14 protein-coding genes are annotated in these 19,672 nt (G+C 67.1%); 4 read left to right on the forward strand and 10 right to left on the reverse strand.

All coding sequences use genetic code 11. From position 1 onward, the window contains the following. Positions 1-107: 107 nt before the first annotated feature. From CXG43_RS16370 to gap, 7 genes are all read right to left on the reverse strand, one after another. The gene (locus tag CXG43_RS16370; protein ID WP_042614593.1) at positions 108-1,112 is read right to left on the reverse strand and encodes a class I fructose-bisphosphate aldolase; all 1,005 of its coding nucleotides are present in this window, start codon (positions 1,110-1,112) and stop codon (positions 108-110) included. 138 nt (positions 1,113-1,250) lie between these two features. Continuing rightward, positions 1,251-2,717 carry a pyruvate kinase gene (gene pyk / locus CXG43_RS16375; protein WP_101100891.1) on the reverse strand — a complete coding sequence of 489 codons (1,467 nt, stop codon included), beginning with the start codon at positions 2,715-2,717 and terminating at the stop codon, positions 1,251-1,253. Between the two features lie 249 nt (positions 2,718-2,966). Then, positions 2,967-3,653 carry an HAD hydrolase-like protein gene (locus tag CXG43_RS16380; RefSeq protein ID WP_101100893.1) on the reverse strand — a complete coding sequence of 229 codons (687 nt, stop codon included), beginning with the start codon at positions 3,651-3,653 and terminating at the stop codon, positions 2,967-2,969. Then, positions 3,653-4,828 (reverse strand): phosphoglycerate kinase, encoded by a 1,176-nt coding sequence (locus CXG43_RS16385; RefSeq protein WP_101100895.1) that lies wholly within the window; start codon positions 4,826-4,828, stop codon positions 3,653-3,655. Before CXG43_RS16385 ends, CXG43_RS16380 begins: the two co-directional genes overlap by 1 nt. Positions 4,829-5,134: 306 nt before the next feature. Continuing rightward, positions 5,135-6,502 carry a DUF3999 domain-containing protein gene (locus tag CXG43_RS16390; RefSeq protein ID WP_101100897.1) on the reverse strand — a complete coding sequence of 456 codons (1,368 nt, stop codon included), beginning with the start codon at positions 6,500-6,502 and terminating at the stop codon, positions 5,135-5,137. Next, the gene (locus tag CXG43_RS16395) at positions 6,499-9,189 is read right to left on the reverse strand and encodes a DUF2339 domain-containing protein (protein ID WP_101100899.1); all 2,691 of its coding nucleotides are present in this window, start codon (positions 9,187-9,189) and stop codon (positions 6,499-6,501) included. The genes CXG43_RS16390 and CXG43_RS16395 overlap by 4 nt, the downstream gene beginning before the upstream one ends. 160 nt (positions 9,190-9,349) lie before the next feature. Beyond that, a complete protein-coding gene (gap, locus tag CXG43_RS16400; protein WP_101100901.1) occupies positions 9,350-10,354 on the reverse strand; it encodes a type I glyceraldehyde-3-phosphate dehydrogenase in 1,005 nt (334 codons plus the stop codon). A 190-nt stretch (positions 10,355-10,544) separates the two neighbouring features. On the opposite strand from gap, the gene CXG43_RS16405 reads away from it, so the two are divergent. The 3 genes from CXG43_RS16405 to CXG43_RS16415 all read left to right on the forward strand — a co-directional run bounded on the left by CXG43_RS16405 (position 10,545) and on the right by CXG43_RS16415 (position 12,931). Next, on the forward strand, positions 10,545-11,171 hold the full coding sequence (locus CXG43_RS16405) for an OmpW family outer membrane protein (RefSeq protein ID WP_101100903.1): 627 nt from the start codon (positions 10,545-10,547) through the stop codon (positions 11,169-11,171). 132 nt (positions 11,172-11,303) lie between these two features. Next, the gene (locus tag CXG43_RS16410; protein WP_101100959.1) at positions 11,304-12,119 is read left to right on the forward strand and encodes a S1/P1 nuclease; all 816 of its coding nucleotides are present in this window, start codon (positions 11,304-11,306) and stop codon (positions 12,117-12,119) included. An 11-nt stretch (positions 12,120-12,130) separates the two neighbouring features. Then, positions 12,131-12,931: an MBL fold metallo-hydrolase gene (locus CXG43_RS16415; protein ID WP_101100905.1), complete on the forward strand. Its 801-nt coding sequence runs from the start codon at positions 12,131-12,133 to the stop codon at positions 12,929-12,931. 4 nt (positions 12,932-12,935) lie between these two features. On the opposite strand, the gene CXG43_RS16420 is transcribed toward CXG43_RS16415, so the two are convergent. Beyond that, positions 12,936-13,508, reverse strand: coding sequence for a hypothetical protein (locus tag CXG43_RS16420; RefSeq protein ID WP_101100907.1), 573 nt, complete (start codon positions 13,506-13,508; stop codon positions 12,936-12,938). A 310-nt stretch (positions 13,509-13,818) separates the two neighbouring features. Here CXG43_RS16420 and CXG43_RS16425 point away from each other — a divergent pair, with 310 nt between their 5' ends. Continuing rightward, a complete protein-coding gene (locus CXG43_RS16425) occupies positions 13,819-15,771 on the forward strand; it encodes an acetyl-CoA hydrolase/transferase C-terminal domain-containing protein (RefSeq protein ID WP_101100961.1) in 1,953 nt (650 codons plus the stop codon). Between the two features lie 248 nt (positions 15,772-16,019). Here CXG43_RS16425 and tkt read toward each other — a convergent pair whose 3' ends face one another. Then, a complete protein-coding gene (gene tkt / locus CXG43_RS16430) occupies positions 16,020-18,020 on the reverse strand; it encodes a transketolase (RefSeq protein ID WP_101100909.1) in 2,001 nt (666 codons plus the stop codon). A gap of 255 nt (positions 18,021-18,275) precedes the next feature. Then, complete coding sequence (locus CXG43_RS16435; protein ID WP_101100911.1) at positions 18,276-19,613, reverse strand: dicarboxylate/amino acid:cation symporter; 1,338 nt, start codon at positions 19,611-19,613, stop codon at positions 18,276-18,278. Between the last annotated feature and the right edge of the window lie 59 nt (positions 19,614-19,672).

A 19,672-nucleotide genomic window follows, 5' to 3' on the forward strand; every position in this document is an offset into this window, starting at 1 on the left:
ATCATTCAGAGGCCGCGAAGTGGCCATGCCCCGGGCAGGCGACACGATAGCCGAAAAAAAAAACGCCGGCACGTGGCCGGCGTTCTTTCATCGGCGGGACAGCCGAATCAGCCGTTCCACTTGCCCAGTGCAGCCTGGCCGTTTTCCTTGGCGCGCTCGTACACGGTCTTCTGCGCGGCGGCGTAGTTGCCCTTGGTGTCCTTGCCCCACAGCGCCAGTGCGGCCTGCTGCATGGCACGTCCGTAGGAGAACGTCAGCGGCCACGGCAGGTTGCCCATCTGGTTCATCGCGTTGAGGTGCTCGGTGGACTGCTCGTCGCTCTGGCCACCGGACAGGAACACCACGCCCGGCAGGATCGCCGGCACGGTGCTCTTCAGGCACATCACGGTCGATTCGGCCACTTCCTCGGCATCGGCCTGCTCTTCGCAGTCCTTGCCGGAGATGACCATCGAGGCCTTCAGGATGGTGCCTTCCAGCAGCACGTTCTGCTGGTACAGCGCGTCGAACAGCGAGCGCAGGGTGGCTTCGGTGACTTCGTAGCAGGTTTCGATGTCATGGTCGCCGTCCATGATCACTTCCGGCTCGACCATCGGCACCAGGCCGCATTCCTGGCACAGGGCGGCATAACGGGCCAGCGCATGCGCGTTGGACTCGATGCAGGTACCCGACGGGATGCTTTCACCGATGTTGATGACCGCACGCCACTTGGCGAAGCGCGCACCCAGCTTGTAGTACTCCTGCAGGCGCTCACGCAGGCCGTCCAGGCCTTCGGTGACCAGCTCGCCCGGGCAGCCGGCCAGCGGGTGGGCACCCTTGTCGACCTTGATGCCGGGGATCATGCCGTTGTCGGTCATGTACTTGGCGAACGGCACGCCGTCCTTGGTCGACTGACGGATGGTCTCGTCGAACAGGATCGCGCCGGAGATGTGCTCGTTGAGCTTCGGCGTGGTCAGCAGCAGTTCGCGGTAGGCGCGACGGTTTTCTTCGGTGTTCTCAACGCCGACGCTGGCAAAGCGCTTGGCGATGGTGCCGGTGGATTCGTCGATCGCGATGATGCCCTTGCCCGGGGCGACCATGGCCTGGGCGGTTTCAGCCAGCTGTTCGATGCTCATGTACTTCCTGTGGCGGGTGCGGGAAAAACCCGATTATAGCCCCCGCCTCCCGTGAACTGTCCGTCCACGGGATCTGGAATCGCTTTCATGCGGTGAACCGTGACGGCGCTGCGATTGCGCCGCGCCGTCCGGGCTCGCTTACAGCTCGCCCAGTCCGCTGGCGCTGCCGTTGGCACCCACTTCCAGCAGGCGCAGGGTGTTGGTGGCGCCATGGGTTTCCATGTGCTCGCCACTGGTGAAGACCACGCGGTCGCCGGCGGCCAGCAGCCCGGCTTCGGCCAGCAGGCGGATGCTGCCACGCGCGGCTTCACGCGGGGTCAGGCCACGGCTGTCGAAGTTGATCGGGAACACGTCGCGCATCAACGCCATCTGGCGGCGGGCGCCGTCGTGGCGGGTCACCGCGAAGACCGGCGCGGAGGCACGGAAACGCGACAGGTAGCGGGCGGTGCCGCCGGATTCGGTCATCGCCACGATCGCGCGCACGCCGACGTGCTGGGACAGGAACATGGTGGCCATGGCGATGGCCTGGTCGGCACGTTCCAGATTGCGCGGCGAGGCGCCGAAGTCGGTTTCGGTCTGGAACTGGCGCTCGGCGCCCAGACAGATGCGCGCCATCGCTTCCACCGCCTTGACCGGGTAGGCGCCAGCGGCGGTTTCCGCCGACAGCATCACCGCATCGGTACCGTCGATGACCGAGTTGGCCACGTCCAGCACCTCGGCGCGGGTCGGGATAGGGCTTTCGACCATCGACTGCAGCATCTGCGTGGCGGTGATCACCACCTTGTTCTGCGCCAGCGAGGCCTTGATGATCTTCTTCTGCAGGCCCGGCAGCTCGGCATCGCCGATTTCCACGCCCAGGTCGCCGCGCGCCACCATCACCACATCGCTGGCGTCGACGATCTCTTCCAGGTTCTCGATGGCTTCGGTGCGCTCGATCTTGGACACCAGCGCGGCATAGCAGCCGTGCGATTCGGCGATCTCGCGGGCGTCATTCATGTCCTGCGCGTTGCGGCAGAACGACACGGCGATGAAGTCCACGCCGATCTTGGCAACGATGCCGATCAGCTCTTTGTCACGCTCGGTCAGCGCACCCAGCGACAGCCCACCGCCCTGCTTGTTCAGGCCCTTGCGGTCGGACAGCACGCCGTCGTTGAGCACGGTGTTGATGATGCGCTCGCCCTGCACTTCCACCACCTGCAGCTGCATCAGGCCGTCATCCAGCAACAGCACATCGCCCGGGCCGACGTCCTGCGGCAGGCCGAGGTAGCTCACGCCGACCTGGGTGGTGTCACCCGGCGGCACGTTGGTGGCGGCCACCAGGTCGAAGCGGTCGCCGGCCTTGAGCTGGATCTTGCCGTCGGCGAAGCGCTCGATGCGGATCTTCGGGCCCGGCAGGTCGGCCAGGATGCCTACTTCCACGCCCACGCGGGCAGCGGCGGCACGCACGTCGGCGGCACGCTTTGCCTGGCCGGACGGATCACCATGGCTGAAGTTCAGGCGCACCACGTTGACGCCAGCGCGGAACAGCTCCTCGAGGATGCCAGGCGGATCGGTGGCCGGGCCGAGGGTGGCTAGGATCTTGGTGCGACGCTGACGCTCGAACATGGTTTAGGGGCTCCCGTTAAAGCAGGGAAATTAGCACATCCTTCACGACCCATGTATGCGGTTACACCCTTGCGGGGTCTGGTTCTGCGCGATGTCTGCAAGACAATACGGGGCAGCATGGATGACCGACAGCGCCACTGGTAGCGCCGAGCCATGCTCGGCGAGCGCGCAGCGCGGCCTGCTTCAGGACCCGCCATGCCGGGCACATCACGCCGAGCATGGCTCGGCGCTACCCCGCATACCCCGGCATCAGCCGATCAGCGTCAGCAACTCCGCCGGCGAGGCCGCCAGCGCATCGGCGCCGGCCTCGCGCAGCTCTTCGGCACCGCCGAAACCCCACAGCACGCCGATGTTGCGCAGGCCGTGGTGGCGCGCGCCTTCGATGTCCATGCGGCGGTCACCGATCATCCAGCACTGGCCTGGTTGCAGCGACAGCCGGGACAGCGCTTCGGCCACCAGCTGCGGTTTGCTGCTGCGGCTGCCATCGGCGGTGGCCCCGATGACCTCGTCGAAACACGCACCGAACGGCAGGTGCTCGATGATGCGACGCGCGTGGGCTTCATTCTTCGCGGTGACCACGGCCAGGCGATGGCCGCGCGCGTGCAGCGCACGCACCACCTGTTCGATATCGTCGAACACCGCGTGCTCCTGCCAGCCTTCGGCCTCGAAGCGTTCGCAGTAGTACGCCACCGCCTGCTCCACCTTGGCCGCATCGTTGAACAGCGGACCGAAGCTGGTGCGCAGCGAGGGACCGATCCAGCCGCGCAGCGCCTCCACCGGAGGCGCCGGATGCTGCATCCGCTCGAACGCGTGGGTGATGCAGCGGGTAATCCCGACCTGCGAATCGATCAGGGTGCCGTCCAGATCGAAGAACAGCGTGTCAGGCACCTCGACAGCGTCATGGCCGACGGCCGTCACCCACTGATCCTGCTCCATTACGCGCCCCGCGCTTCGAGGGCCTCCACGGCCGGCAGGGGCTTGCCTTCCAGGAACTCCAGGAACGCACCACCACCGGTGGAGATGTAGCTGACCTCGCCGGCGATATCGAACTTGTCGACCGCCGCCAGCGTGTCGCCGCCACCGGCAATGGAGAACGCCTTGGAGCCGGCGATGGCACGCGCCAGCGCTTCGGTGCCCTTGCTGAAGGCCTCGAATTCGAACACGCCGACCGGGCCGTTCCAGACCACGGTACCGGCCTGGTTGATCAGCCCGGCGTACTGCTGGGCGGTCTGCGGGCCGATATCCAGGATCAGGTCATCCTCTGCCACCGCATCAACCGCCTTCACCGTGGCTTCTGCATCGGGCAGGAACTGCTTGGCCACGACCACGTCGGTGGGCAGTGGAATGTCCGCACCGCGCGCCTTGGCATCGGCGACGATCTTCTTCGCCGTTTCCAGCAGGTCCGGTTCGTACAGCGACTTGCCGACCGGGTACCCGGCGGCGGCGATGAAGGTGTTGGCGATGCCTCCGCCGACGATCAGCTGGTCGACCTTGCCGACCAGGCTGGCCAGCAGTTCCAGTTTGGTGCTGACCTTGCTGCCGGCCACGATCGCCAGCAACGGCTTGGCCGGTTCCTTCAGGGCCTTGGCCAGCGCATCCAGTTCGGCCATCAGCAGCGGGCCACCGGCCGCGACCGGGGCGAAACGGATCACGCCGTGGGTCGATGCCTGGGCGCGGTGCGCGGTACCGAAGGCATCCATCACGAACACATCGCACAGCGCCGCATACTGGCGGGCCAGCGCTTCATCGTCCTTGCCCTCGCCTACGTTCATGCGGCAGTTTTCCAGCAGCACGATCTGGCCCGGCTGCACGTCCACGCCGCCGACCCAGTCGCGCAGCAGCGGCACGTCACGGCCCAGCAGTTCGGACAGGCGGCGGGCAACGGGCTGCAGCGAATTTTCCTCGCTCCACTCGCCCTCTTTCGGACGCCCCAGGTGCGAAGTCACCATTACCGCCGCGCCCTGCTCCAACGCCTGCTTCAGCGTGGGCAGCGAGGCGGTGATGCGCTGTTCGGAGCTGATCTGGCCGTTCTCGATCGGCACGTTCAGGTCCTGCCGGATCAACACGCGCTTGCCGGAGAGGTCGAGGTCGGTCATGCGGACGATGGACATGGGCATTCCTGTTCTGGGGAAGAAACGCGCCGCGCGGCGCAGCCCACTATTGTCCCGGCTGCGCAGGCGCATCGCAAACCCCGCTGGGGTAGTGACGGTCGCTGGGTGACCACCGTCCGTTGCCGTGGTGGGTGTGCGTTGCCGTGGTGGGTCTCCGTCGCCGTGGTGGGTCTCCGTCGCCGTGGTGGGTGACGACCGTTGGTCGTCACGCTCTTCTCCAGCCAACTGCGTGACGACCAACGGTCGTCACCCACCAAAGAATCAGGACGACCAACGGTCCTCACCCACCAGAGCATCAGGCGGCCGTCACTGCCTGTCAGCAGCCGGCTTCTGCCGCAGTACGCTCAGCGCCAGCCACCCCACCACCAGCACGCCCAGCACCAGCAGCGACCACAGCAGCCAGCGCTTCCAGTCACGCGGCACCTGCAGCGCAGCATCGCCGGCCAGCGGCTCTGCCGGGCCTTCGAAACGTGCCAGCGTCGGCTGCCACGCCGGTCCATTGCGCTGCCGCAGATCCTCGATCAGCACCCCCACCGGCGCCTCCTGGCGCACCGCCGTCGCGCTGCCCACGGCCAGCGCATAAGGCGCCGCACCCTGGCTCAGGAACACCAGCACTTCGGGCTGGTAACCCACGCGCAGGGTGGGCACGGCGGGGGTCGTGGCCGGATCGGCCACCAGTTTCCAATACCGATCGCGGGTCACCCCGGACAACAATTGCGGCGCGGACTGCTGGCGACTGCCGCCGCCGGCCTCCAGTTGGTAGGCCACCCATGGCGCGGTACGGCGCTGCCAGTCGGCCGCCGGATCATCGCGACTGAAGGCCGTCCACTGCACCAGGCTGTTGTCGGGGGTGGCTACATCCAGGCGGCTCACCGGGTAGCGGCCATCCAGAGTGAACTCGAAGCTGCCGCTGCCCTGCTTCACCGGCTGCAGCGCGACCCACTCCCACGGAATCGTCGCCGCGGCCGGCGGCAGTTCTGCCAGCACGCCACGCAGCACAGGCAGCTGCTGGCCCTGGTTGGGCAGCACGCGGAGGTAGCGCACGCTGCGGTCCACGCCGATCCGGCGCTGCAGCAGGCGTTTGCCGGCGCGCTGCAGGTCCACCAGCGGCACCTGTGCATCGATCTGCTGCCAGTTGCGCAGGTCATCGCTGGCATCGACCTGCACGGTGGCCTGCAGCGGTTGAGCCTGCGCTTCCCAGTCCAGCATCACGGCGGCAAGCGGTTGCTGTCCCAGCACGCTGGCATCGATCAACCAGCCCGCAGACTGCGCCGCCCCCGCCGATGCGCCAAGCCGTGCTTCAACCCGGCGCACGCGGCCGTCACTGTCGCGCTCGGTCAGCAACTGCAGGTCGTTGCGGCTGCCTGCATCCAGCGGCGGCAGCACGAACCAGGGCAGTTCACGCTGCACCGGCGGTTGCGCCAGCGGCTGGTCCGGCGCCAGCAGGGCCGAGGGCAGCGCCTGCCCGGCGGCGTTGTAGACCTGCACGTCGGCCAGTTGCGGTGACCACGCACGGCGGTAGATCTGCGGCTCCAGGGTGATCCGGTAGGCACCGGACTGCGCGCTGGAAAGACTCAGCGGCCACTGCTCGACATACTGCTGCCGATGTTCCTGCGCGTGCGCGGCAGTGGGGACCACCAGCAGGGCCAACAACAGCCCCGTCCACGTCTTCATGCTTGGTTCTCCACGGTCTGCGGCTGGCGCGGCGGCGCCGGCGCGAAGTATCCCACCACGGTACACAACAGCCCGTAGGCGATGAACGAGGCGATGCCGAGCAGGTTGCCCAGATGCTGGCGGTCGACCAGGATCAGCTTGGCCAGCACCACCGCCATCAGCACCGCGCCGACCGTCCACAACACACGCTGGCCGCGCCGCGAGCCCCATACCCAGGCGACCACGCCGAGCACGCTCCAGACCACGGTAAGGCTGGTCTGGGCCAGGCTGGAGCCCAGCAGCGCCTCGTTCCAGCGCACCCCGCCCCAATGATGGACGGCGTGCAGGGTCAGGCTGGTCACCGCGATGAAAGCAGCGATCGACAGCAGCGGCACGCGGATCCGCTCCAGCGCGGCAGGCGCCTGGCCGATGTAAAGCCAGCGCGCGGCCAGCAGCAGGATCGCCCACTGCACCAGTTCGGCAGGGTTGACCAGCGGCAGCCACGGTAGTGGATCGGAGTGGCCCGGCGTGCTGTGCAGGTACAGCCAGACACAGCCCAGCAGGCCGAACAGCACACTCTGCAGTACCGGGCGGGCGGGATCGAAGGCCGTGCCGAGCGGCAGGCTGATCCAGCGCCAGCGATGCAGCGTGGCCACCACCAGCGCGATCCACGGCAGCAGCACCACCACCACCTGCCAACCGCCGGCCATGCCGAAGCGGCTGGCCACCTGCTGCAGTGCAAGCGACAGCACGCAGGGCCACAGCAGCCACCACAGGAACTGCGCGACCACGGCCACGCGGCCAGCACCCTGGCGCAGCGCATGCAGCGAACGCGTACCGAGCACGGCCATCAGCGCCCACGCCAGGCCGCCATAGCCGGCCAACGGCTGCTCGTGCGTGCCCACCTGGGCGATCAGCAGCGGGAAAGCGAAGGCGAGCATGGCCAGCGTGGTCAGCCCCAGCACGCGTGCGGATTGGCGACGATAGGCCTCGGCCGCCAGCCAACCGGTCACCGCGGCGATGATCAACAACGCATCGGGCTGGTGACGGTCGGGCACGAAACGGAAGCACTCGGCGACCAGCCCGGTCAGCCACCACATCAGGCCCCACAGGTAGTACACCAGCGCGATGCTGCCGCGGGCGTGCTGGCGGCAGCTCCATGCCGATGCGAAGCCGGCCAGCGCCAGCAGCAGCACGCCGATCGCAGTGGGATTGAGGAACATGCGCGCATCGCTGTCCCAGTGGTCGGCACCGGCGACGAAGGCGAATGCCGCCGCGATCTGCAGCAGCGCGCCACTGATCTGCGGCAGGCGGCGCTGCTGGCGCAGGCCCAGCCACACCAGGCCTGCGCCTTCCAGCGCGAACACCGCGCCGGTGACCCGTGCCGACAGCGCCAGCGGCACCGCCAGCGTGGCAAAGCCCACCGCCAGCACCGCGTGCGACTGGGCCAGCACGCGATAGGACGCACGCGTGATCAGCGCGCGGGCGAGCACTGCATATACCGCTGCCACGCCCACTGCGATGCCGGCCAGCAGCATCGGCTGCTCATGCAGCAGCGCGGCCTGCAACGAGAAGGCCACCAGCGGCGTGCCGAATACAAGGCTGCCATCGACCAGGTCGCGTTTTTCCGCCGGCTGGCGCCGTGCGTACAGCAGCGGGATCAACAGGTAGAAGGCGAAGAAAAGGGCCAGGAACGGCTGGGTGGTGGGCAGGTCCTCCGGGCGGTACTGCAGCACGCCCCAGGCCGTTCCGATGCCGAAGGTGAACACGAAACCCAGCAGGTTCAGCGCGCGCCACGGACGGAACCAGGCAATGGCGAAGATGCCGGCGTTGAGCACCGCGTAGTAGCTGAAAAGCCCAACGTGGTTGCCACTGCCGGTGGAGAGCCACAGCGGCGCCATGAAGCCGGCCAGGATGCCCAGCACCGCCAACGTGCGTGATTCCTGCACCACGGCCAGCACGCACAGGCCGGCGACCAGCAGGATGCTGGCGATGAACGCCGGCGCAGGATCGACCAGTCCGTAGATCTTGAAGGCTGCGAAGGTGGTGAGCAGCAGCACACCGATGGCACCGCCCTGCAGCGCCAGCGCAAACAGGCGGCGCTGGCCGCGCTGCTTCCAGCCGAACACCAGCAGGCCGAGCGCGCCGAGCGTGATGCCAGCCAGGCGCAGCTCGATGGGCACGTCCAGCAGGCCCTGGTCGCTGACGTACTTCAGCAGCGCGGCGACACCGGCCAGCAGTACCAGCATGCCGATCTTGACCGGTACGTTGCCTTCGGTGAACCAGCGCTTGGCGCCTGCCAGCAGGCGTTCGACCGGGTTCGGGCCGGACGGCGGCGGCGGTGCCTGATGGGCCGGCGCAGGCTGCGGTTCCGGGGTGTCCTGGTGTTCACGCGGCAGCGGTGGCGGCGCCGCGGCAGACACGTCGGCGAAGACCTCCGGCGCCTCTTCGCGCTCGATCGCCTCCGCGTGCGGGGCATGCAGTGGCCAGGGGGCGATTGCGGGAACCGGATCCCATGCATCATCGGCAACCGGCGCGCTTGCGCCGACCGCCGTGGAGTGTTCTGCCACGCGCTCATCGCGTACCAGCAGGGCCTGCTCCAGCGCGCCCACGCGGCGGCGCAGTCCGGAAATCATCACCAGCGCGATCACCAACAACAGCGGGATGGCCAGCGCCACCAGTACCAGCAGTGCAATCAACGCTTCCATTCAGTCGCTTCCTGGTGCTGCCCGCGCCCCGATGGCGCCGTTGGACCGTGCCATGCTACGGCAAGTCAGGCACCGCAGGAATCGACCGCCAAGCGGGCAACCCGCGAAACGACGAACCCCGGCTGGGGCCGGGGTTCGCAGGATCACACGCGGGATGGAATCACTTCGCCGCGACGACGCGCACCATTTCCAGGCACTTGTTGGAGTAGCCCCATTCGTTGTCGTACCACGACACCAGCTTGACGAAGGTGCTGTCCAGGGCGATGCCGGCCTCGGCATCGAACACCGAGGTGTGGGTTTCACCGCGGAAATCGGTCGCCACGACCTTGTCTTCGGTGTAGCCGAGGATGCCCTTCAGCGCGCCTTCGCTCTGCGCCTTCACTTCGGCGCAGATCTCGGCGTAGGTGGCTTCCTTTTCCAGCTCGACGGTCAGATCGACCACCGACACGTCCGAGGTCGGCACGCGGAAGCTCATGCCGGTCAGCTTCTTGTTCAATTCCGGGATCACCACGCCGACGGCCTTGGCCGCACCGGTGGAGGAGGGAATGATGTTTTCCAGGATGCCACGGCCGCCGCGCCAGTCCTTGTTGGACGGGCCATCAACGGTCTTCTGGGTGGCGGTGGCGGCGTGCACGGTGGTCATCAGGCCACGCTTGATGCCCCACTTGTCATTGATCACCTTGGCCAGCGGGGCCAGGCAGTTGGTGGTGCACGAGGCGTTGGAGACGATCGCCTGGCCGGCGTAGGTCTTGTCGTTCACGCCGAACACGAACATCGGCGTGTCGTCCTTCGACGGCGCCGACAGGATCACCTTTTTGGCACCTGCGTCGATGTGCTTCTGTGCGGTTTCCTTGGTCAGGAACAGGCCGGTGGATTCGATCACCACGTCCACGCCCGCTTCGTCCCACTTCAGGTTGGCCGGGTCGCGTTCCTGGGTCAGGCGGATCTTCCTGCCGTTGACCAGCAGGTCGCCACCTTCCACGGCCACGTCGGCCTTGAAGCGGCCGTGCACCGAATCGTACTTCAGCATGTAGGCCAGGTAATCCGGCTCCAGCAGATCGTTGATGGCCACGATTTCGATGTCGTCGCCGAAGTTCAGCACCGCCGAACGCAGGACGTTGCGACCGATGCGACCGAAACCGTTGATGCCAACCTTGATTGCCATGTTGATGAGCTCCTGCGGCCGCGCGCGACGCGGCGGGATGGATAAGGCCCACTAGTCTAGCAAACCGTCCTGACCACCGGCGGCCAAGCCGCCTGCGGCCGGGCTGCCAGGTCGATTTGATCCGGATCAAGGCGTCGCAGGCGGGCCCGGCCGAGACTGGCCCCATCACCCCCGCAACGAGACCCGCACCATGCGCATCACCGCTCCCCTGCTGGCCGGCCTGGCCGCCGCCCTGTCCCTCGCCGCCGCCCCGGCCATGGCCCAATCCAAGGGCGACTGGACGCTCTCCGCCGGCGTCCACCAGGTGGCACCGAAGTCCAACAACGGGGCGCTGGCCGGTGGCACGCTGAAGGTGGACGTGGACAGCGACATCAAGCCGACCATCACCGGCGAGTACTTCATCGCCGACAACCTGGGCATCGAGGTGCTGGCCGCACTGCCGTTCAAGCACGACATCAACATCGACGGGCTCGGCCGGGTCGGCAGCACCAAGCACCTGCCGCCGGTGGTGACCCTGCAGTACCACTTCAACAGCCAGGGCAAGGTATCGCCGTTCCTGGGCGCAGGCATCAACTACACCACGTTCTTCAGCGAAGAGACCGGCGGCGCGCTGGCAGGCAGCAGGCTGAAGATGGACGACTCCTGGGGATTGGCCGCGCATGCCGGCCTGGACTTCGCGATCAACGAAAAAGCCGCGCTGCGCGTGGACCTGCGTTGGATGGACATCGACAGCAAGGTAAAGCTTGATGGGCAGAAGCTGGGCACCGTGGAGATCGATCCGCTCGCTTATGGGGTGTCTTACGTAGTCAAGTTCTGATCCGTCGTTTGGCCGACAGCGTGACGACCCACGGTCGTCACCCACCAACGAGACGCTGAAGCGGCCGTTCGCGGCCGTTCCCGGCCAGATCCAGGCAAGCCGAGGCCCGGGGCGCCCGCTAGAATGCGCAGGATGAAATTCTCCTCCCTGATCCCGGCTGCTGCCCTGCTGGCAGCACTCACCCTCGTTTCCACCGATGCCCTGGCCTGGGGCGCCCAGGGCCACCGGCTGGTGGGCCGCGTTGCGGAAACCCGCCTTACTCCAGCGGCGCGCGCCGAAGTGGATCGCCTGCTGGCCGGCGAGACCGATCCCACCCTGTCCGGCATCGCCCCGTGGCCCGACCAGCTGCGCGCCACCGATCGTGATCTGGGACGTCGTTCGGCAAAGTGGCATTACATCAACATGGCCGAAGACGGCTGCATCTACGATGCACCAAAGCACTGCCCGGCTGGCAACTGCGTGATCGAGGCGCTGAAGCAGCAGACACTGATCCTGTCCGATCGCAACCGCAGCGACGCCGAACGCACGCAGGCGCTGAAGTTCGTGGTGCACCTGGTCGGTGACATCCACCAGCCGATGCACGCCGGCTACGGCCACGACAAGGGTGGCAACGATTTCCAGCTGCAGTTCAACGGGCGCGGCACCAACCTTCACTCGCTGTGGGACAGCGGCCTGCTCAACACGCGCAAGCTGGATGACGACGGCTACCTGAAGGTACTGCAGTCGTTGCCGCGACCGTCGCTGGCGCGCCGCGTGGACCTGCGCCGGGATGCGGCGGCATGGGCCGAATCCAGCTGCCGGGTAGCGGTTGAACGCGGCGTTTACCCGGCCTCGCGCAAGCTGGACAACACCTACACCGAACACTATCGCCCCGTGGCCGAGGGCGAACTGCGCATCGCCGGCGAACGCTTGGCGCAGGTACTCAACAGCGCCCTCGGCCGCCGCTGAGGAGTTGCCGCATGCCTGCCCCCGTCCAGTCGTTCTTCCACCCCGACAGCCATACCTTCAGCTACGTGGTGCACGACCCGGCCACCCGCCACGCGGCGCTGATCGATGCCGCGCTGGACTACGACGCCGATTCAGGCACGCTGTCCGATGCGGCGCTGCAGCCTTTGCTGGACCACGTGCGCGACAATGAGCTGGACGTGCGCTGGCTGCTGGAAACCCATGCCCATGCGGACCATGTGTCGGCCGGACGCATGTTGAAGGCACGCTTCCCGCAGGCCACGCTGGCCATCGGCGAAGGCATCCGCGCGGTGCAGGCCACCTTCGCGCCGCGTCTGGCGCTGGACCTGTCGGCGATGCCGGAAGCCTTCGACCATCTGTTCGCCGACGGTGAACGCTTCGCGCTGGGCACGCTGGACGCACGCGTGATCGCCGCGCCCGGCCACACCAGCGACAGCATCGCCTACCTGATCGACGACGCGCTGTTCCCGGGCGATTCGCTGTTCATGCCCGACAGCGGTACCGCGCGCTGCGATTTCCCCGGCGGCGATGCGGCGCAGTTGTACCGCTCGATCCAGCGCCTGCTTTCACTGCCAGGACAGACGCGCGTCTTCGTCTGCCACGACTACGGCGCCGGCGGCCGCGACGTCGCCAACCAGACCACCATCAGCGAACAGCGCGCGCACAACATCCACGTCCGCGAAGGCGTGACCGAAGCCGAGTTCGTGACCATGCGCCAGGCCCGCGATGCGACCCTGGCCGAACCGCGCCTGATGCAGCCCGCGGTAAAAGCCAACCTGCTCGGGGGCGGCTGAGCGCTCAGCCGCCGGTTTCGCTACGGACGTAGTGCCGGCCCTTCACTATTTCGAAGGTGAAGGCGTAGAGCAGGCTGACCGGCACCGCTTCGATCCGCTCGGCGCCGTCGCAGTCGGTGGCATCGCGCGGTGCGCTTCCCGCAGGAAAATGACAGAGCGCGGCAGGCGAGAACCGCCACATCGCCACCGCCTGCTGCGCTGCCTGCAGCAACGGCAGGTTGATCGCCGCAGTCCCCGCTTCGCACTCCGGCCGATCCGCCAGCGGCAGGCTGCGCTCTACCCTGCCTTCCGCATCCACCACCAACTGCAGGCAGACTTTCGTCGGCGGCAGTTCCTGGCGAGGATCCGCGCTGCCCAGCACCGGCGGCGGGGCGGTATGCAGCTGGGGCATGCGATAGCCCTCCGTTGGCCGCAGTGCATACGCTTCCACGGCGCCCGTACCGCCGCCGTCCCTGCGCACCTGCAGCCGCTGGTGATCCACGTTTTCCGAGCGCGTGTCCTGCGCGGTCAGGCGCTCATGGGTGGCGCAGCCGGCCAGCGACAAGGTGCCGGCCACCAGCATCGACAGCTGCTTCATGGCAACGGCCCGTTGTCGCCCGGCGGGAAGGTCGCGCGGCGAAGTTGACACAGCATCCAGCATCGGGAATCGCTCGTTGAGAGGCGTCGTAGCGTAAAGATAACACCAGCCAGCTCGGCCTCATCAAACCGGCAAGGGCGGCGCCTGGCGTTGATCTCACCCGCCGGTGCAACGCCCTTCTCATTCTCCTGGCCGGCAACCCTCGAAGTCCAACCGCTCTTCAGGGGCGAGGCGGTCTTCTTACGCCTTCTTATGACGTTCAAGCCGGACATGCTGTAATGCCTGCATGACGTACAAGGAATCCGCACGCATGACCGACCACCTGACCGATCTCGATGGTGCCGTCGATTGGCTGCTGGCGCGCGTTGAGGGGTCCATCCGCATCGGGGCGCCACTGGCGCTGGGCAAGCCGCACCGGCTGCTCAACGCGCTGTACGCGCGGGTGGAAAAGGACCCGGCGCGGCCGCTGCAGATCTACACCGCGCTGTCGCTGAATCCGCCGGTGGCGCATGGCGATGGGCTGGAAGCGCGCTTCATGCGACCGTTCGCCGAACGTCATTTCGGCAAGGACGTCGTGCGCCTGGCCTATGCCGATGCGATGGCAGCGGACACCCTGCCGGACCACGTGCAGGTGGAAGAGTTCTACATGCAGTCCGGCGCGTTGCTGCGTTCGCGGCAGGCGCAGGCCAGCTACACCAGCCTGAACTACACCCACGCCGCCGATGCGGTGGCCCAGCGCGCGCCGCACGCGATCATGCAGAAAGTGGCCCGCCGCGAAGGCAGCAGCCGGCTGTCGCTTTCGTGCAACAACGACATCACCCAGGACACCCTGGATGCGATGGCCGCACGCGGGCTGCCGCGCCCGCTGCTGATCGCCGAAGTGGATCCGCAGCTGCCCTGGCTGGGTGGCAGTGCGGCGGTGGAGGAGACCTTCTTCGACCTGGTGATCACCCCGCCCGGCCCCTATCCGGCACTGTTCGGCCTGCCGCGGCAGCCGGTCAGCGATGCCGACCATGCCATCGGCCTGTATGCCAGCACGCTGGTGCGCGACGGCGGCACCCTGCAGATCGGCATCGGGGCGCTGGCCGATGCGCTCAGCCACGCATTGGTGCTGCGCCATACCGACAACGCGCTGTACCGGCGCGTGTTGCATGCACTGGATCCGCAACTGGCGGCGCATCCGCTGGTGGCCGAAATCGGTGGATTGGGGCCGTTCGAAGAGGGCCTTTACGGCTGCAGCGAAATGCTCAACGAAGGCTTCCGCAAGCTGGTGCAGTGTGGGGTGATCAAGCGCAAGGTGCACGATGACCTGGTGCTGATGAAGCGGCTGGACAACGGCAGCGCCTACACCGCCGACCACGCCACGCTGGCCGCCGAAGGCGAGTACCTGCACGGCGCGTTCTACCTCGGCTCGCCCGAATTCTACGAATGGCTGCGCACCCTGCCGGACGACGAATGCCGCGCCATCGGCATGCGCCGGATCAGTGAGATCAACCAACTGTACGGCGGCAATGAAGAACTGGAGCGGCTGCAGCGCCGCCATGCACGCTTCTTCAATTCCTGCATGATGGCCACCGCGCTCGGCGCGGCCGTCTCCGATGCGCTGGAAGACGGCCGCGTGGTCTCCGGCGTGGGCGGCCAGTACAACTTCGTGGCGATGGCGCATGCGCTCCCCGAAGCACGCAGCGTGCTGATGTTCCGTGCCGCGCGCGAAGATGCGGGCACGCGCGAAAGCAACGTGCGCTGGAATTATGGGCACACCACCATTGCGCGCCACCTGCGCGATGTGTACCTCAACGAATATGGCATCGCCGATCTGCGCGGACTGACCGACGCCGACTGCGTGCAGGCGATGGCCGCCATCACCGAACAGCCGTTCCAGGACGCATTGCTGCAGCAGGCGAAGGCCGCACGCAAGCTGGCGACGGCGGCGCAGGTCGATCCGCGCGCGCAGCGCAATACGCCGCAGGCATTGTCCGCCGCACTGGCTGCGTTCCGCAGCGACGGCACCTTGCCCGATTATCCGCTGGGCAGTGATTTCACCGAGGTGGAGCAGGTACTGGTGAAGGCGCTGGGCTGGCTGAAATCCAACACGCAGACACGCAGTGCGAAGCTGCGCACGGTGTGGGCGGCGTTGAAGCAACGCGCCGGCGACGGTGATGCGGTGTACCTGCAGCGAATGGGGCTTGAAGCGCCGGCGAATTTCGGCGAGCGCTTGAACGCGCGCCTGTTGCGATTGGCATTGGCCCGTACGGCCCGGTAGCCCCGGTAGCGCCGAGCCGTGCTCGGCGAGCGCAGCGGTAACGGCGCAACAGCGTGACGACCAACGGTCGTCACCCACCGAAGCAGAGCAGGTCGTCACCCACTGAAGCAGAGCAGGCAGTCACCCACCAAGGCCAGGGCAGGAGCTGACGGCCAGCGGCGGTCACTACCGCGGGCGCGCCGCGTTCTTCGACGGCTCCGATGGCACAAAAAAAACGCCCCTTGCGGGGCGTTTTCGGTTCGTGCGGTTTACAGCGCCCTGGCAGCTTCCACCACGTGCTCGGTGGTGATGCCGAAGTGCTTGTACAGCGCGTCCGCCGGTGCCGAGGCGCCGAAGGTATCGATACCCACCACCGCACCATCCAGGCCGACGAACTGGCGCCAGAAACCGTTCACACCGGCTTCGATCGCCACGCGCTTGCGCACCGCGTTCGGCAGCACCGATTCGCGGTAGGCCGCATCCTGGCGCAGGAACACATCGGTGGACGGCATGGAGACCACGCGGGTCTTCAGGCCGGCCGCGTCCAGCTGCGCCTTGGCTTCGGTGGCCAGCGACACTTCCGAACCGGTGGCGATCAGGATCACGTCCGGGCTACCGCCTTCGGCATCGGCCAGCACGTAGCCGCCCTGCTCGATCTGCGCGATCTGGCCGGCATCACGCGGCTGGTGCGGCAGGTTCTGGCGGCTGAACACCAGGCAGCTTGGACCGTCCTGGCGGGTGATCGCGGCCTTCCAGCTGACGGCCGATTCCACCGCATCGCAGGGACGCCACACATCGTTGTTCGGGATGTAGCGCAGCGAGGCCAGGTGCTCCACCGGCTGGTGGGTCGGGCCGTCTTCGCCCAGGCCGATCGAGTCGTGGGTATAGACGTGGATGGCATGGGCCGGGATCAGCGCGCTCATGCGCACGCCGTTGCGGGCGTAGTCGCTGAACACCAGGAAGGTGGCGTCGAACGGCAGGAAACCGCCGTGCAGGGCCAGGCCGTTGGCAATGGCGGTCATGCCGAACTCGCGTACGCCGTAATACACGTAGTTGGCGTTGGCGTCATCGGTGGCGACCGACTTGCTGGCCTTCCACAGGGTCAGGTTGGAGTGGGCCAGATCGGCCGAACCACCCACCAGCTCCGGCAGCAGCGGTGCGTAGGCTTCGATGGCCAGCTGCGATGCCTTGCGCGAGGCGATGGTCGGGCCTTCCGCCGCCACCTGGGCGATGTAGGCATCGGCCTTGGCGATGAAATCTTCCGGCAGCTCGCCGTGCGAACGACGGGTCAGTTCTTCAGCCTGCTGCGGGTACTGGGCGGCGTACTTGTCGAACTGCTGCTCCCATTCGGCCTGGCGCAGGGTACCGGTACCGCCGGCACGCCAGCCGCCATAGATGGCTTCCGGGATCTCGAACGGGCCGTATTCCCAGCCCAGCGCCTTGCGGGTGGCTTCCAGCTCGTCCTTGCCCAGCGGCGCGCCATGGCTGGATTCCTTGCCGGCCTTGGCCGGGGAACCGAAGCCGATGGTGGTGCGGCAGCAGATCAGGGTCGGCTTGTCGGACTGCGCCAGCGCGGCGTCGATGCCGGCCTTGATGCTTTCCGGATCATGACCATCGACGTCACGCACCACGTTCCAGCCATACGCCTCGAAACGCTCCGGGGTGTTGTCGGTGAACCAGCCATCGGTATTGCCGTCGATGGAGATGTGGTTGTTGTCCCAGAAGCAGACCAGCTTGTGCAGGCCCCAGGTACCGGCGAGCGAAGCGGCCTCGTGCGATACGCCTTCCATCAGGCAGCCGTCACCCATGAACACATAGGTGCGGTGATCGACGATTTCCAGCTCCGGGCGGTTGAAGCGCTGGGCCAGCAGCTTTTCGGCCAGGGCGAAACCGACGGCATTGGCGAAGCCCTGGCCAAGCGGACCGGTGGTGGTCTCAACGCCCGGGGTTTCGTGGTGCTCCGGATGGCCGGCGGTCTTGCTGCCAAGCTGGCGGAACGCCTTCAGCTGTTCGATCGGCAGATCGTAGCCGCTCAGGTGCAGCAGGGCGTACTGCAGCATCGAGCCATGGCCGTTGGACAGCACGAAACGGTCACGGTTGAACCACTTCGGGTTGTTCGGGTTGTGGCGGAGATAGTCGTTCCAGAGCACTTCGGCGATGTCGGCCATGCCCATGGGCATGCCGGGGTGGCCGGACTTGGCGGTCTCGACCGCATCGGCGGCAAGGAAGCGGATGGCGTTGGCCAACTGGCGGCGGGTAGGCTGCGTCATGGTTCTATCGGAATCAGGGAGGCGGCCGCGGACGTGCGGGCGAATCATTGTAACGCCGTGCCACGCCGGGCGGACTCACGCGGTAACCGCCGGGTCAGCCAACGGTAGCGCCGACCCACGGTCGGCGAGCGCAGCGGCGCAGGGGGCATCCCGCCGAGCACGGCTCGGCGCTACCAGAGCAGCCGATGCCCCGAGGGGCGGCGAGCGCAGCGGCGCACCAGGGCAGCAACGCCCCGGCAACACCGATGAACCGATTCAGACGACGCGGTCGGTCGGGACGGCCGCTGTCGCGGCCATGGCCGGCTCGTCCTTCTCGCCCTTGGCCACCAGGGTGGTCAGGGCCAGGTCGCCGGTGACGTTCAGCGCGGTCCGGCACATGTCCAGGAAGTGGTTCACGCCCAGGATCAGGCCGATGCCAAGCGGGTTCACCCCGACCATCGCGCAGATCATCGCCACCACCGGCAGCGAGCCCGACGGCACGCCGGCCGTGCCGATCCCGCCAAGGATGCAGACGGCCATGACCATGATCTGCTGGCCGATGCTCAGGTCCACACCGAAGAACTGCGCCAGGAAGATCACCGTCACGCCCTCGAACAGCGCGGTGCCGTTCTGGTTGGCGGTTGCGCCGACGGTCAGCACGAAGCGCGACACCTTCTGCGGCAGGCCCATCTCATCGGCCACGCGCAGCGCGGTCGGCAGGGTCGCGTTGCTGGAGGCGGTGGAGAACGCCATCACCGTCGCTTCCTGGGTATCGCGGAAGAATGCCAGCGGCGAGCGTCCGGACAACCACACCGCCACGCCGTAGCTGACCACCATGTGCAGCCCCAGCGCCAGTACCACCACCCCGACGTAGGCGCCCAGCCGGATCAGCAGTTCGAAGCCGAACAGCGCGGCCAGGTTGAACATGAAGCAGGCCACCGCATACGGCGCCAGGCGGATGACCAGGTTGATCAGGGTCATCGAGACTTCGAACACGCCTTCGATGGCACGCCGCAGCGGGGCGACCTTTTCATCGTCGGTCAGCACCATGCCGATGCCGAACATCAGCGCGAAGAACATCAGCGAGAGGATCGCCCCATTGCTGGAAGCGGCCGCCACGATGTTGCTCGGCACGATCGACAGCAGCATGTCCATGCCCTTGGGCTGGCTGCCGGCACCGGCCACGATTTCCTTTGAACGCTCCAGGTTCTCGGCCAGGATCTGGTTGGCCATGGCCGGGTCCACGCCCACGCCGGGCTTGAGCACGTTCACCAGCACCAGCCCGATCGCCACCGCGATGCTGGACAGCACGATGGTATAGGCCAGGGTCTTCCAGCCGATCCGGCCGAGCGCGCGGATGTCGCCCATCTCCGATACGCCCATCACCAGCGCGGAGAAGATCAGCGGCACGATCAGCATGAAGATCAGGTTGAGGAACAGGCCGGAAGCGGGCGTGGTGATGTAGTGCATCAGCCACTTCGCCGCGTCCATCAGTGCCGGCATCTGCGCACCCAGCGCATGCACCACCAGACCCAGCACCAGGCCGATGGCGAAGCCGATGCCCATCTTCCAGTGCAGAGGCATCTTTTTCTTCGCGGGGCTGGCTGCTGTCATCGGCTCGGTATCCTGGGAAATGAGGGTCACTGTAGCAAAGCGCCCCGCGGCTCCGTCTT

Origin of the sequence: Stenotrophomonas sp. Bg11-02, from assembly GCF_002836635.1 — a bacterium.
GTDB classification, from domain to species: domain Bacteria; phylum Pseudomonadota; class Gammaproteobacteria; order Xanthomonadales; family Xanthomonadaceae; genus Stenotrophomonas; species Stenotrophomonas lacuserhaii.